This window comes from Burkholderia sp. SR8 (assembly GCF_052851275.1).
The window spans coordinates 1-13,304 of record NZ_JAULUC010000022.1; the positions used below are offsets into that span (position 1 = coordinate 1).

11 protein-coding genes are annotated in these 13,304 nt (G+C 67.7%); 7 read left to right on the forward strand and 4 right to left on the reverse strand.

Annotated features, from left to right (window positions below):
- Positions 1-169 precede the first annotated feature (169 nt).
- From Q3A80_RS24020 to Q3A80_RS24030, 3 genes are all read right to left on the reverse strand, one after another.
- Positions 170-544 (reverse strand): nuclear transport factor 2 family protein, encoded by a 375-nt coding sequence (locus tag Q3A80_RS24020; RefSeq protein WP_446331451.1) that lies wholly within the window; start codon positions 542-544, stop codon positions 170-172.
- A 105-nt stretch (positions 545-649) separates the two neighbouring features.
- Positions 650-1,249, reverse strand: coding sequence for a hypothetical protein (locus Q3A80_RS24025; RefSeq protein ID WP_446331357.1), 600 nt, complete (start codon positions 1,247-1,249; stop codon positions 650-652).
- Positions 1,250-1,397: 148 nt separating this feature from the next.
- Complete coding sequence (locus Q3A80_RS24030) at positions 1,398-2,402, reverse strand: AraC family transcriptional regulator (protein ID WP_446331452.1); 1,005 nt, start codon at positions 2,400-2,402, stop codon at positions 1,398-1,400.
- A 135-nt stretch (positions 2,403-2,537) separates the two neighbouring features.
- Here Q3A80_RS24030 and Q3A80_RS24035 point away from each other — a divergent pair, with 135 nt between their 5' ends.
- Genes Q3A80_RS24035 through Q3A80_RS24045 form a run of 3 tightly spaced genes read left to right on the forward strand, consistent with a single transcriptional unit; the run spans position 2,538 to position 6,215 of the window.
- Positions 2,538-4,211 carry an acyl-CoA synthetase gene (locus tag Q3A80_RS24035; protein ID WP_446331358.1) on the forward strand — a complete coding sequence of 558 codons (1,674 nt, stop codon included), beginning with the start codon at positions 2,538-2,540 and terminating at the stop codon, positions 4,209-4,211.
- Between the two features lie 27 nt (positions 4,212-4,238).
- Positions 4,239-5,006, forward strand: a complete 768-nt coding sequence (locus Q3A80_RS24040) for a 3-hydroxyacyl-CoA dehydrogenase (protein ID WP_446331359.1) — start codon at positions 4,239-4,241, stop codon at positions 5,004-5,006.
- Between the two features lie 18 nt (positions 5,007-5,024).
- Complete coding sequence (locus Q3A80_RS24045) at positions 5,025-6,215, forward strand: acetyl-CoA C-acetyltransferase (protein WP_446331360.1); 1,191 nt, start codon at positions 5,025-5,027, stop codon at positions 6,213-6,215.
- Positions 6,216-6,409: 194 nt separating this feature from the next.
- On the opposite strand, the gene Q3A80_RS24050 is transcribed toward Q3A80_RS24045, so the two are convergent.
- Positions 6,410-7,102, reverse strand: a complete 693-nt coding sequence (locus Q3A80_RS24050; protein ID WP_446331361.1) for a TetR family transcriptional regulator C-terminal domain-containing protein — start codon at positions 7,100-7,102, stop codon at positions 6,410-6,412.
- Between the two features lie 364 nt (positions 7,103-7,466).
- Between Q3A80_RS24050 and Q3A80_RS24055 the strand changes: the two genes are divergently transcribed.
- The 4 genes from Q3A80_RS24055 (at position 7,467) to Q3A80_RS24070 (ending at position 13,230) form a co-directional block, all read left to right on the forward strand.
- On the forward strand, positions 7,467-8,747 hold the full coding sequence (locus Q3A80_RS24055; RefSeq protein WP_446331362.1) for an allantoate amidohydrolase: 1,281 nt from the start codon (positions 7,467-7,469) through the stop codon (positions 8,745-8,747).
- A gap of 128 nt (positions 8,748-8,875) precedes the next feature.
- Positions 8,876-10,213 (forward strand): NAD(P)-dependent oxidoreductase, encoded by a 1,338-nt coding sequence (locus Q3A80_RS24060; protein WP_446331363.1) that lies wholly within the window; start codon positions 8,876-8,878, stop codon positions 10,211-10,213.
- Between the two features lie 100 nt (positions 10,214-10,313).
- Positions 10,314-11,621, forward strand: coding sequence for an NAD-dependent dihydropyrimidine dehydrogenase subunit PreA (preA, locus tag Q3A80_RS24065; RefSeq protein WP_446331364.1), 1,308 nt, complete (start codon positions 10,314-10,316; stop codon positions 11,619-11,621).
- Positions 11,622-11,721: 100 nt separating this feature from the next.
- Complete coding sequence (locus Q3A80_RS24070; protein ID WP_446331365.1) at positions 11,722-13,230, forward strand: NCS1 family nucleobase:cation symporter-1; 1,509 nt, start codon at positions 11,722-11,724, stop codon at positions 13,228-13,230.
- Positions 13,231-13,304: the final 74 nt, after the last annotated feature.

A 13,304-nucleotide genomic window follows, 5' to 3' on the forward strand; every position in this document is an offset into this window, starting at 1 on the left:
CCTCATTGTTCCAGGGCCGGGGCATCTGGCTCAACCGTCCACGTCCTCACATGTGCGACGGAAAGCGTGATGGCGTCAGCGCGGATCACCCCACCGCCTCCTGCACCGTTGCTTCCCTCACCATCGACTCGAGCACAGCGTGATCGTCGGCGTGTGAATGCCCAGGGATTCAGCCGATCAGCGACGCATGTCCGGCAATGACGCGCCAGGTGTCGTTCTCCGATCGACGCCACAGGCGCGTATAGGCGAACGTGCCGTTGAACGCGCTGCCGTCGAATCGACCGGCAAGCGCCGCTTTGGTCGTCGTCAAGATCATTTCTCCGATCGCATGTGCGTGCATCTCCTGTCGATCGAGCACGTCCAGTCGCAGCAACCTCGCACGATGCGCGGACAGATCGTCGTGCTTCGAAATGATGTCCCCGCTCGGAATCGTGAAGATCAGCTCGTCGTCCAGCAATGCGTCGAGCGCATCGACATCGTTCGCGAGCATCGCCGCGCGCAGTGCGGCTTCATACGGCTCGATGACTGCACGTACTGAATCCATATCGGGGCCTCGCATCGGTTCGAAAATCGGGATTGGACGCATGCCTGGCGAGCGGGCGGTGGCCACCGCATCCCCGCATCCGGGTTTCGGCATACTCGACAAAGGCTACTCCGCTTTCGCGAGCGTCTCGCGCCGCACCATCATCACGACGCAGATGCCGAGCGAAGCGAGGACGTTGACCGAAGGGTAGAACGCCACCGCGACATTCCATGTGCGCAGTGCCAACAGCGCCAGCGCGTACTTGAGCACGCACAGCGCAAAATACGCGAGGCTCTCGCTCCATGGATCGAGAAGCGTCTTGCGCACGGTCGGCCCCAGGCCGGCAAGCTCGATCAGCGTGACGAGGCAAATCGACAGCGTTGGATCGTCGGTCAACATCCACAGCGGAATCGCCGATAGCGCCGCGCACAGAAAGAACCAGTCGATGCGCGTCCAACTGCGTTCACCGCGAAAAATGCTGGCCACGAAAGTCAGAAAGCACGTGAGCGCGATTGCCGCCGTGCACCATGCCGAAGGTCCGGCGCCGGCAACGAACTGGCCGGCCGCCGCGATCACCGTGACGACCGACCAGATGAGCCACGTGAACAGGTGCGGGCGAACGGTCCCGCGGTAAATCGCGAGCGCGTACGGAACCGCTGCCAGCAGGGACACGGCAGTTCCGATGACACCCGCCACCGAAGCGGCACCCTGATCGACAGTCACCATTGCAGCGACCTTGTTCGTACGGACGGGTCAGTATGTGGTTGCGCCGTGCGACACGCAACGTCGCACGACCATCCTGCACCGGTTGCGTGCCGCATCATTGTGCAAGTCCGATGCGCCGGTGGTTGCCGGCTCCCGTGCAAGCGGTCGTTCACTGTTCCGGCTGCGCCGCGTTGACGTCGCGACGAAACGCGCCGGGGCTCGTGCCGGTCCATTTCCGGAACGCGCGATGAAACGCGCTTGGCTCGGTAAAGCCGAGTTCCGCCGCGATTTCCGCGACGCTGAGCGTTTGCCCGCGCAGCAGCGACTGAGCCAGCGCGCCGCGCAGTTCGTCCTTGATCGACGCGAAGCTCTGTCCCTCGCTGCGCAGGCGGCGCCGCAGTGTGGCCGGTGTCGTGCCGAGGCGCACGGCCAGCGTGTCGAAGTCCGGCCACTCCGCCGCCGGCAGCGCCTTCAGATGCGCGCGCGTTTTTGCCACCCAGCCGGTGTCGTGCCGGTAACGCACCAGAAGATTGCCGGGTGCGCCGCGCAGGAAGGTCTTCAGCCCCTGCGCGGAGCGGATCGTCGGCAGCGCGAGGTACGCGGCGTTGAACGCGAGCCGGCTGTCGGGACGGTCGAAATGTACCGGTACGCCGAAGAACTGGTGGTAGTCGCTGCGCTGGTCCGGGCTCGCGCACGCGAAATCGATCCGCTGCAGCGGAATGCGCCGGCCGATCAGCCAGCAGGCGACGCCGAGCAGGATCAGCCAGAAGGTCCGGTAAGCGAAGGCCGAATACGGCGCGCCTGCCTGCGTGAGAACGATCTGCGCCTGGCCGTCGGCGATCACGAGTTCGCCGTGCGGTTCGTCGAGCACCACACGCAGGAACTGCAGTGCGCGCCGCAGCGCCTTTTCCAGCGTACCCGCGTGCAGCACCGCGTGGCACAGCAGCGTGAAGCTGCCGCGCCGCATCGGCCGCGCCGCGAGCCCGAAGAATTCGTCGTCGATCGCACCCGCGATCGCGACCCAAAGCCGCCCGTACTGTTGCGGCGTCACGGGCTCGCGCACGGCGGCCGGCAGGCCGGCCGTGCGCAGCACGGGCGCGGTCGGAATGCGCTGCCGACGCAGGCTCTCGAGCGCATCCTCGACGAAGCCCGGCGGGATCATCTGCGGCCCCATTTCTTCATGCCCTCCAGACATGGCAAAAGCGATCACGATTCTAGATTCTGTTTGTCATTGATTGCAATGTGACGGCTGTCTACCATCATCGATATACCGCGGCTCGCCGGCGGTCATAACGAACAGGAGACACGCATGCGTAATGGAGCAACCGCCCGGGTGGTGCCGGCCTACGCCGACGCCGTCGCCGGCTTCCGTATCGAGACGGCCGCTGCCAGTTTGCACGGCGATCTGGAACAGGGCCTGAACGCCTGCGTCGAATGCTGCGACCGGCATGCGGCGGCAAACCCGAGCGCCGTCGCGCTCGACTGGATCGACGCCGCTGGTCGACACCGCAGCTACACGTTCGCGCAGATGCAGGCGCTGTCGGCGCGTGTCGCGAATCTGCTGGGCGAGCAGGGCGTGAAGCCGGGCGACGTGGTCGCCGGCCTGTTGCCGCGCACGCCCGAGCTGGTCGCGACGATCCTCGGCACGTGGCGCGCCGGCGCCGTCTACCAGCCGCTCTTCACCGCGTTCGGGCCGAAGGCGATCGAGCACCGGCTGCACATGAGCGATGCGAGGCTGGTGGTCACGAACATCGCGAATCGCGCGAAGCTCGACGAGATTGCGGATTGCCCGCGGGTCGCGACGGTGCGCGAATCCGGCGACGCGCTGCCGGCCGGCGACATCGACTTCCGTGCGGCGCTCGATGCGCAGTCCGACGTGTTCGACCCGGTGCCGCGCAAAGGTACCGACCTGTTCATGATGATGTCGACGTCGGGCACGACAGGTTTGCCGAAGGGCGTGCCGGTGCCGCTGCGTGCGCTGCTCGCGTTCGGCGCGTACATGCGCGACGCGGTGGACCTGCGCGACGGCGACCGCTTCTGGAACATCGCCGATCCGGGTTGGGCATACGGCCTCTATTACGCGATCACGGGCCCGCTGCTGCTCGGCCATGCGACGACGCTGTACGAGGGCGGCTTCACGGTCGACAGCACCTACGACGTGATCGAACGGCTCGGCATCACGAGCCTCGCCGGTTCGCCGACCGCATTCCGGATGCTGATGGCGGCCGGCACCGAAGCGGCCGCGCGGCTGAAAGGACAACTGCGCGTCGTCAGCAGCGCGGGCGAGCCGCTGAACCCGGAAGTCGTGCGCTGGTTCCATGCGGCGCTCGGCGCGCCGATCTACGATCACTACGGCCAGACCGAACTCGGGATGGTCGTGAACAATCACCACGGGCTCACGCACGTCGTCCATGCCGGTTCGGCGGGGTTGGCAATGCCCGGCTATCGCGTCGCGGTGCTCGACGAAACCGGCCGCGAACTCGGTCCCGGCGAGCCGGGCACGCTCGCGATCGACATCGCGCGCTCGCCGCTGCTGTGGTTCTCCGGCTACTGGCAGCAGGACACGCCCGCGATCGCGGGCGGCTACTACCGGACCGGCGACAACGTCGAACTCGAACCGGACGGCACGGTGAGCTTCATCGGCCGCGCGGACGACGTGATCACGTCGTCCGGCTACCGGATCGGCCCGTTCGACGTGGAAAGCGCGCTGATCGAGCACCCGGCCGTCAGCGAGGCGGCCGTGATCGGCGTGCCGGATCCGGAGCGCACGGAGATCGTCAAGGCGTTCGTCGTGCTGTCGAAGGGCTTCGACGGCACGCCGGCGCTCGCCGACGAACTCGGCCAGCACGTGAAGCGGCGGCTGTCCGCACACGCGTATCCGCGCGCGATCGAATTCGTCGACGCGCTGCCGAAAACCCCGAGCGGCAAGATCCAGCGCTTCGTGCTGCGCAAGATGGAAGCCGAGAAGGCCGCTCACTCCTGACTCTCGAATACTGAATACGGACTGCGAATGAATATCAAGGATCGCGTTTTTCTGATTACGGGCGCCGGTTCGGGCCTCGGCGCCGCCGTGGCGCGCATGGTGGTCGGCGCGGGCGGCAACGCGGTGCTGCTGGACGTCAATGAAGACGCCGGGGTGAGCGTCGCGCACGACCTCGGCGCGGCCGCCCGCTTCGTGAAGACCGACGTGACGAGCGAAGCCGACGGGCAAGCCGCGGTTGCCGCCGCACGCGACGCGTTCGGCCGCATCGACGCGCTCGTGAACTGCGCGGGCGTCGCACCGGGCGAGAAGGTCGTCGGCCGCGAAGGCCCGCATTCGCTCGACCGCTTCGCGCGCGCGGTATCGATCAACCTGATCGGCACGTTCAACATGATCCGGCTGGCCGCCGATGTCATGTCGAAGCAGGACGCCGACGCGGACGGCGAGCGTGGCGTGATCGTGAACACCGCGTCGGTCGCGGCGTTCGACGGTCAGATCGGGCAGGCCGCGTATGCGGCATCGAAGAGCGGCGTGGCAGGCATGACGCTGCCGATCGCGCGCGAACTCGCGCGCTTCGGCATCCGCGTGGTGACGATCGCGCCGGGCATCTTCGCGACGCCGATGATGGCCGGCATGCCGCAGGACGTGCAGGACGCGCTCGGCAAGAGCGTGCCGTTTCCGCCGCGGCTCGGCCGCCCGGACGAATTCGCGGCGCTGGTGCGCCACATCGCCGAGAATACGATGCTGAACGGCGAAGTCATCCGTCTCGATGGCGCGCTGCGCATGGCACCGCGCTGACACTGGAGGAAATCAATCATGACGACACAGGATCCGATCGTAATCGTCGGTGCGGCGCGCACGCCGATGGGTGGCTTTCAGGGCGATCTGGCGGCGGCCAGTGCGAGCGAGCTCGGCGCGGTGGCGATTCGCGCGGCGCTCGAACGGGCGCGCGTGCCGGCCGAGCGCATCGATGAAATCGTGTTCGGCTGCGTGCTGCCGGCCGGCCAGGGCCAGGCGCCGGCACGGCAGGCCGCACTGAAGGCCGGCTTGCCGCTCGGCGCGGGCGCGACCACGGTCAACAAGATGTGCGGCTCGGGGATGAAGGCCGCGATGTTCGCGCACGACCTGCTGCTGGCCGGGTCGGCCGACGTCGCGGTGGCGGGCGGGATGGAAAGCATGACGAATGCGCCATACCTGCTGCCGAAGGCGCGCGCGGGGATGCGCATGGGCCACGGGCAGGTGCTCGACCACATGTTCCTCGACGGGCTCGAGGACGCATACGACAAGGGCCGGCTGATGGGCACGTTCGCGGAGGATTGCGCGCAGGCCTACCAGTTCACGCGCGAGGAGCAGGACGCGTTCGCGATCGCGTCGCTCACGCGCGCGCAACGCGCAATCGCCGAAGGGCGCTTCGTGTCGGAAATCGCGCCGGTGACCGTGAAGACCGGCAAGACGGAAGCCGTCGTGTCGATCGACGAGCAGCCGGGCAAAGCGAAGCTCGACAAGATCCCGACGCTCAAGCCGGCGTTCCGCGAAGGCGGCACGGTGACGGCCGCGAACTCGTCGTCGATCTCGGACGGTGCGGCCGCGCTCGTGATGATGCGCCGCTCGGAAGCCGAGCGCCTGGGCCTCGCGCCGAAGGCGGTGATCGTCGGGCATTCGACGTACGCGAACAAGCCAGGCCTGTTCGCGACGGCGCCGATCGGTGCGATCCGCAGGCTGTCGGAGAAAACCGGCTGGAACCTGCGCGACGTCGACCTGTTCGAGATCAACGAAGCGTTCGCGGTGGTCGCAATGGCCGCGATGCGCGATCTCGACCTGCCGCACGACAAGGTGAACCTGCACGGCGGCGCATGCGCGCTCGGTCATCCGATCGGTGCATCGGGCGCACGCGTGATGGTCACGCTGCTGGCCGGGCTCGAAGCGTACGGGCTGAAGCGCGGCATCGCGTCGCTGTGCATCGGCGGCGGCGAGGCGACGGCGATCGCAATCGAGCGCGTCGCGTAACGCGCGCTCGCACGCGGAGGCGCGTCACGCAGACGCGCGCGAACGCACGCGAATGCAAACGCAGGCAAACGCAAACGCAAACAAACGCATCACGCGCAGGACGGCACGCAAGCCGTCCCGCGCCGCGGGCGGCGGGCATCGTGCAGGGCATCCCTGCATCGTGTCCGCCGCCCGTTTTGCTTTTCCCGGGAAATCTACGCGTTCGCGCGCGGCGACACCGCACCGCACGCGCGGATCACGAGCTGCACGACCTGTTCGGTCTTCTCGGCGAATGCCTTCTGCGTGAACGCACGCTTGCCGCTCAACGCGCGGATCTGCGCATCGAAATCCGCGTAGTGCTGCGTGGTCGCCCAGATCAGGTACATCAACGCGTGCGCGTCGATCGGCGCGAGCAACCCGCGCGCGATCCACCCTTCGATCACGTTCACGCGCGTGTCGAACCACGGCTTCACGCGTTCCGACAGGATGTCGTGCATGTGCGCGGCGCCGTGGATGATCTCGTTGGCCCACACCTTCGAGCCGAGCGGGCGCCGTCGCGACAGATCCATCTTCGCGCGCACGTAGCTGCCGATCGCGTCGACCGGATCGTCGCCGGCCTCGAACGAGCCGGCCGCGTGGTGCCAGTCCTCGAACAGGTCCTCGAGCACGCGACGGTACAGCGCAAGCTTCGTCGGGAAGTAGTAATGCACGTTCGCCTTCGGCACGCCCGCACGTTCCGCGATCATCGCGGTGCTCGCGCCGTCGAGCCCGCGTTCCGCGAACACGGCTTCCGCACAGGCGAGCAGATGCGCTTCGTTGGACGCGCGGATGTGCGCCTTGCGTCGCCGCAAAGGCGCGCCGGTTTCGTCGTGGCCGGTCGCTTCGGAGGCCGCTTCGTCATGTCTCATCGTTACCCTCGCGCGGCATGCATGCCGCGTTGCGCTTCATTCTAGCCGCTGGTTCGCATCGAACGCACGTGCGCGCATGGATCGGTGCATGCGCGATGCTGCGATGCGGTGGCACGTTTCTCGCTCGGTCGAGCCGCGCAAGAAAGACATTGCGCTGCGCATTTTGATCGTCTAAAACCTGTCCAATCGGACAGGATTCAACGAACGGCGTAACGCAGTGCCGGCGCCGCGCCGATCGATCGGACGAATCGCGCGAACGATGCACATCTGCACCTCGCAGGTGCGGGTTTGCCCCGACGGCAGCAATGCGCGCCCCGGTATCGACCGGGATGACGACATGACCGACCCCACAGGAGCGATACGAATGGACGCGGTATCGGAAACAGTGAAGCGGGCAGCATTCGACACGTCGATCAAGGTCGACGGGCGGCGGTTGTGGGACAGCCTGATGGAGGTGGCGAAGATCGGCGCGACGCCGAAGGGCGGTGTCTGCCGTCTCGCGCTGACCGACCTCGACAAGGCCGGCCGCGACCTGATCGTGGGCTGGGCGCAGGCCGCCGGCTGCACGGTGACGGTCGACAAGATGGGCAACGTGTTCATGCGCCGCGCAGGCCGCGTGGCCGATGCGGCGCCGGTCGTCACCGGCTCGCACGCGGATTCGCAGCCGACCGGCGGCCGCTTCGACGGCATCTACGGCGTGCTCGGCGGCCTCGAAGTGATTCGCACGCTGAACGATCACGGCATCGAGACCGAGCATCCGGTCGAGGTCGTGATCTGGACCAACGAGGAAGGCTCGCGCTTCGCGCCGGCGATGGTCGCGTCCGGCGTGTTCGCGGGCGTGTTTTCGCTGGAGTACGGACTGTCGCGCAAGGACGTCGACGGCAAGACGATCGGCGACGAGCTCGCGCGGATCGGCTATGCGGGCGACGTGCCGTGCGGCGGCCGCAAGCTGCATGCGGCGTTCGAGCTGCATATCGAACAGGGGCCGATACTCGAGGCGGAATGCAAGACGATCGGTGTCGTGACCGACGCGCAGGGGCAGCGCTGGTACGAGATCACGTTCACCGGCCAGGAAGCGCACGCCGGGCCGACGCCGATGCCGCGCCGTCGCGATGCGCTGCTCGGCGCATCGCGCGTCGTCGATCTCGTGAACCGGATCGGCCTCGATCACGCGCCGTTCGGCTGCGCGACGGTCGGGATGATGCAGGTCCATCCGAATTCGCGCAACGTGATTCCGGGCCGCGTGTTCTTCACCGTCGATTTCCGTCATCCGGACGACGCCGTGCTCGCGAAGATGGACGCGGCGTTGCGCGACGGCGTCGCGCGCATCGCCGGCGAGATCGGGCTCGACACCGCGCTCGAGCAGATTTTCTACTACAAGCCGGTCGCGTTCGATCCGGCCTGCGTCGCCGCCGTGCGCGATGCGGCCGATCGCTTCGGCTACTCGCATCGCGACATCGTGTCGGGCGCGGGACACGACGCGTGCTATCTGGCGCAGGTCGCGCCGACGTCGATGGTGTTCGTGCCGTGCGTCGACGGGATCAGCCACAACGAGATCGAGGACGCGACGCCCGCATGGATCGAGGCCGGCGCGAACGTGCTGCTGCACGCGATGCTGTCGCGCGCATGCGAGCCGGCTTCATGACGAATCAGGCATAGCGCAGCAGGCAGGCTGCGCACCGCTCGAACGTAGCACTCCGAAGCATGACCGCCCCGACTGTGCATCCGCAGCCGGCGGGGACGGCTTTGTCTCAACCAGTCGAAGGAACGCGTATGACCACCAAGCCAACCGGCGATATCGCCGCGCATCGCCTGTCGTCCACGCAACTCTCGTGCGAATTCGCCGATATCGCGCCGCTGCTCGACCCGACTGCCGCCGCGGCCGCCGCGAGCCGCTGCCACTACTGCTACGACGCGCCGTGCGTGCAGGCCTGCCCGACGCGGATCGACATCCCGAGCTTCATCCGCAAGATCGGCAACGGCAACCTGAAGGGCGCCGCGACCGACATTCTGTCCGCGAATCCGCTCGGCGGCATGTGCGCGCGCGTGTGCCCGACCGAGATCCTGTGCGAAGGCGCGTGCGTGCGCAATCACCAGGACGCGCAGCCGGTCGCGATCGGCGCGCTGCAGCGGCACGCGACCGACTGGGCGATGGCGAGCGGCGCGGTGCGCTTCACGCGTGCGCCCGACACGGGGCGGCATGTCGCCGTGGTCGGCGCCGGGCCGGCGGGCCTCGCATGCGCGCACCGGCTCGCGCTGGCCGGGCATCGCGTCACGCTGTTCGATGCGCGCGCGAAAGCGGGCGGCCTGAACGAATACGGGATCGCCGCATACAAGACGGTCGACGATTTCGCGCAGCGCGAAGTCGAATGGCTGCTGTCGGTCGGCGGCATCGCGGTGGAAACCGGCGTCGCGCTCGGCCGCGACGTGACGCTCGACGCACTGCGCGAGCGGCACGACGCGGTGTTTCTCGCGATGGGCCTGACCGGCGTGCGCACGCTCGCGATCGACGGCGAACAGCTGGCAGGCGTGATGAACGCGGTCGACTTCATCGAGCAGGTGCGCCAGGCCGACGCGCTGGAGAACGTGCCGGTCGGGCGGCGCGTGGTCGTGATCGGCGGCGGCAATACGGCGATCGACGCGGCCGTGCAGAGCCGCAAGCTTGGCGCTCAGCGCGTGACGATGGTGTACCGGCGCGGCGTCGACGCGATGAGCGCGACGTGGGCCGAACGCGAGTTCGCGCAAAAGAGCGGCGTCGCGCTGATCACGCACGCGAAGCCGGTGCGCATCGCGGGCGCGGACGCTCACGTGACGGGCGTCGAATTCGAAGCCGCGTCGGGCGAGCGCTTCACGGTCGACGCGGACATGGTGCTGAAGGCGATCGGCCAGACGCTGGTGCCGGACGGTATCGACGCCGCACTGCTGACCGCGGACGGGACGCGCATCGCGGTCGATGCGGACGGACGCACCGCGTTGCCCGACGTGTGGGCCGGCGGCGACTGCGCGGCGACGGACGGCATCGACCTGACCGTCCAGGCCGTGCAGGACGGCAAGCGTGCGGCGGCCGCGATCGACGCGGCGCTCGCGCAGCGCGACGCACAGGCCGCATGAACGCCGGATACGCAACGCCGCGGTGCGCGTCGCACCTGTCGTGCGCGCGACGCGGATTACCCGGATCACGATAACCGCCCCCATTCTCACGGAGCCGAACATGGCCGACCTTCGCTGCACCATCGCAGGCATCACGTCGCCGAATCCGTTCTGGCTGGCCTCCGCGCCGCCGACCGACAAGGCGTACAACGTCAACCGCGCATTCGAGGCCGGCTGGGGCGGCGTCGTGTGGAAGACGCTCGGGCTCGATCCGCACGTCGTCAACGTGAGTTCGCGCTATGGCGCGGTGCAGTGGAACGGCCAGCGGATCGCCGGGCTGAACAACATCGAGCTGATCACCGATCGTCCGCTCGACGTGAACCTGCGGGAGATCGCGCAGGTGAAGCGCGACTGGCCCGACCGCGCGCTGATCGTGTCGCTGATGGTGCCGTGCAACGAGCGCGACTGGAAATGGATCCTGCCGCTCGTCGAGGATACGGGCGCCGACGCGGTCGAGCTGAACTTCGGCTGTCCGCACGGGATGAGCGAGCGCGGGATGGGCGCGGCGGTCGGCCAGGTGCCGGAATACGTCGAGATGGTCACGCGCTGGGTCAAGGAAGGCTCGAAGCTGCCGTGCCTCGTGAAGCTCACGCCGAACATCAGCGACATCCGGATGGGTTCGCGCGCCGCATACAACGGCGGCGCGGACGGCGTGTCGCTGATCAACACGATCAACTCGATCGTCGCGGTGGACCTCGACCAGATGGCGCCGATGCCGACCGTCGACGGCAAGGGCACGCACGGCGGCTATTGCGGCCCCGCGGTCAAACCGATCGCGCTGAACATGGTCGCGGAAATCGCGCGCGACCCGGAAACGCCGAACCTGCCGATCTCCGGCATCGGCGGCATTTCATCGTGGCGCGACGCGGCCGAATTCATGGTGCTCGGCGCCGGCAGCGTGCAGGTGTGCACCGCCGCGATGCATTACGGCTTCCGGATCGTGTCGGATCTCGTCGACGGATTGTCGAACTGGATGGACGAAAAGGGCTACGCGACGCTCGACGACATTCGCGGCCGCGCGGTGCCGAACGTCACCGACTGGAAATACCTGAACCTGAAGTACGACATCAAGGCGCGCATCGACCAGGACCGCTGCATCCAGTGCGGGCTGTGCCATATCGCGTGCGAGGACACGTCGCACCAGGCGATCACCGCGGTGAAGGACGGCGTGCGGCATTTCGAAGTGGTCGATTCGGAATGCGTCGGGTGCAATCTTTGCATGCATGTCTGTCCGGTCGAGCAATGCATCACGATGGAGCGGGTCGATGCGGGCGACTACGCGAACTGGACCACGCACCCGAACAACCCGGCGCGCGCCGATGCGGGCGCAGGCCCGGCGGAACCCGCGAAGCACGCGAAGGCGGCCTGACCGGCGGCCGGCGGCGCGGCATCGCCCGCGCTGCTGCCGGTGTCCTGTTCTGCCGGCATCGCACGATGCCGGCGCCGACGTTTACAAGGAGCAGCGTTCGATGAAACCCGCAGCGATTTCCGCCGATCCCGACAGCGCCGCGGCGCCCGCCGGCAGCCTGTACAACGACGACCTCGCGCCGACGACGGCGGCGCAGCGCACCTGGCGCTGGTATCACTTCGCGGCGCTGTGGGTCGGGATGGTGATGAACATCGCGTCGTACATGCTCGCGGCCGGGCTGATCCAGGAAGGCATGTCGCCGTGGCAGGCGGTGCTGACCGTGCTGCTCGGCAACCTGATCGTGCTCGTGCCGATGCTGCTGATCGGCCATGCGGGCGCGAAACACGGGATTCCGTACGCGGTGCTCGTGCGCGCGTCGTTCGGCACGCAGGGCGCGAAGCTGCCCGCGCTGTTGCGCGCGATCGTCGCGTGCGGCTGGTACGGCATCCAGACCTGGCTCGGCGGCAGCGCGATCTACACGCTGCTGAACATCCTGACCGGCAACGCGCTGCATGGCGCGGCGCTGCCGGTCGTCGGCATCTCGTTCGGGCAGCTCGCGTGCTTCCTGGTGTTCTGGGCGCTGCAGCTGTACTTCATCCTGCACGGCACCGATTCGATCCGCTGGCTCGAAAGCTGGTCCGCACCGATCAAGGTCGTGATGTGCGTCGCGCTCGTGTGGTGGGCGACGTCGCAGGCGGGCGGTGTCGGTTCGATGCTGTCGGCGCCGTCGCAGTTCGTCGCGGGCGGCAAGAAGGCCGGGCTCTTCTGGGCCACGTTCTGGCCGGGCCTGACCGCGATGGTCGGCTTCTGGGCGACGCTCGCGCTGAACATTCCCGATTTCACGCGCTTCGCGCATTCGCAGCGCGACCAGATGATCGGGCAGTCGATCGGACTGCCGCTGCCGATGGCGCTGCTGTCGGTGGTGTCGGTCGTCGTCACGTCGGCAACCGTCGTGATCTACGGCAACGCGATCTGGGATCCGATCGACCTGACGAGCCGGATGACCGGGATCGGCGTCGGCATCGCGCTCGTGATCCTCACGCTCGACACGATGTGCTGCAACCTCGCGGCGAATCTCGTCGGCCCCGCTTACGACTTCTCGAGCCTGTGGCCGAAGGCGATCTCGTATCGAACCGGCGGGATGATCACCGCGACGATCGCGATCGTGATGATGCCGTGGAAGATCCTGGCGACGACGGACGGCTACATCTTCACCTGGCTCGTCGGCTATTCGGCGCTGCTCGGGCCGGTCGCGGGCATCCTGATGGTCGACTACTTCCTGATTCGCGGCACGCGGCTCGATACGCGCGCGCTGTTCGACGAGCGCGGCGACTTCAGCTATGCGCGCGGCTGGAACCCGGCCGCGCTGGCCGCGCTCGCGATCGGCGTGCTGCCGAACCTGCCCGGCTTCCTGCATACCGCATTCCCGGCGTCGTTTCCGAACGTGCCGGCGTTCTTCAATACGCTTTACACGTACGCGTGGTTCGTCGGCCTCGTGCTGGCGTCGTGCGTGTACGGCAGCTGGATGAAGTGGCGCGCCGCGCAGCGCGCGCAGATCGCGAGCGCGTGATGCGCGAGACGCTCGCGATGCGTGCAATACGTGGCACGCGTGCGATGCGGCACCCGACAGTCAACGAGGAGGCA

Bases quoted from the DNA above. Each gene is read 5' to 3' on its own strand.
- Q3A80_RS24045 (WP_446331360.1), top strand. From the start codon at position 5,025: ATGACGACACAGGATCCGATCGTAATCGTCGGTGCGGCGCGCACGCCG.
- Q3A80_RS24035 (WP_446331358.1), top strand. From the start codon at position 2,538: ATGCGTAATGGAGCAACCGCCCGGGTGGTGCCGGCCTACGCCGACGCC.
- Q3A80_RS24020 (WP_446331451.1), bottom strand. From the start codon at position 544: ATGGATTCAGTACGTGCAGTCATCGAGCCGTATGAAGCCGCACTGCGC.
- Q3A80_RS24070 (WP_446331365.1), top strand. From the start codon at position 11,722: ATGAAACCCGCAGCGATTTCCGCCGATCCCGACAGCGCCGCGGCGCCC.
- Q3A80_RS24040 (WP_446331359.1), top strand. From the start codon at position 4,239: ATGAATATCAAGGATCGCGTTTTTCTGATTACGGGCGCCGGTTCGGGC.
- Q3A80_RS24030 (WP_446331452.1), bottom strand. From the start codon at position 2,402: ATGGGGCCGCAGATGATCCCGCCGGGCTTCGTCGAGGATGCGCTCGAG.
- Q3A80_RS24025 (WP_446331357.1), bottom strand. From the start codon at position 1,249: ATGGTGACTGTCGATCAGGGTGCCGCTTCGGTGGCGGGTGTCATCGGA.
- Q3A80_RS24055 (WP_446331362.1), top strand. From the start codon at position 7,467: ATGGACGCGGTATCGGAAACAGTGAAGCGGGCAGCATTCGACACGTCG.
- Q3A80_RS24060 (WP_446331363.1), top strand. From the start codon at position 8,876: ATGACCACCAAGCCAACCGGCGATATCGCCGCGCATCGCCTGTCGTCC.
- preA (WP_446331364.1), top strand. From the start codon at position 10,314: ATGGCCGACCTTCGCTGCACCATCGCAGGCATCACGTCGCCGAATCCG.
- Q3A80_RS24050 (WP_446331361.1), bottom strand. From the start codon at position 7,102: ATGAGACATGACGAAGCGGCCTCCGAAGCGACCGGCCACGACGAAACC.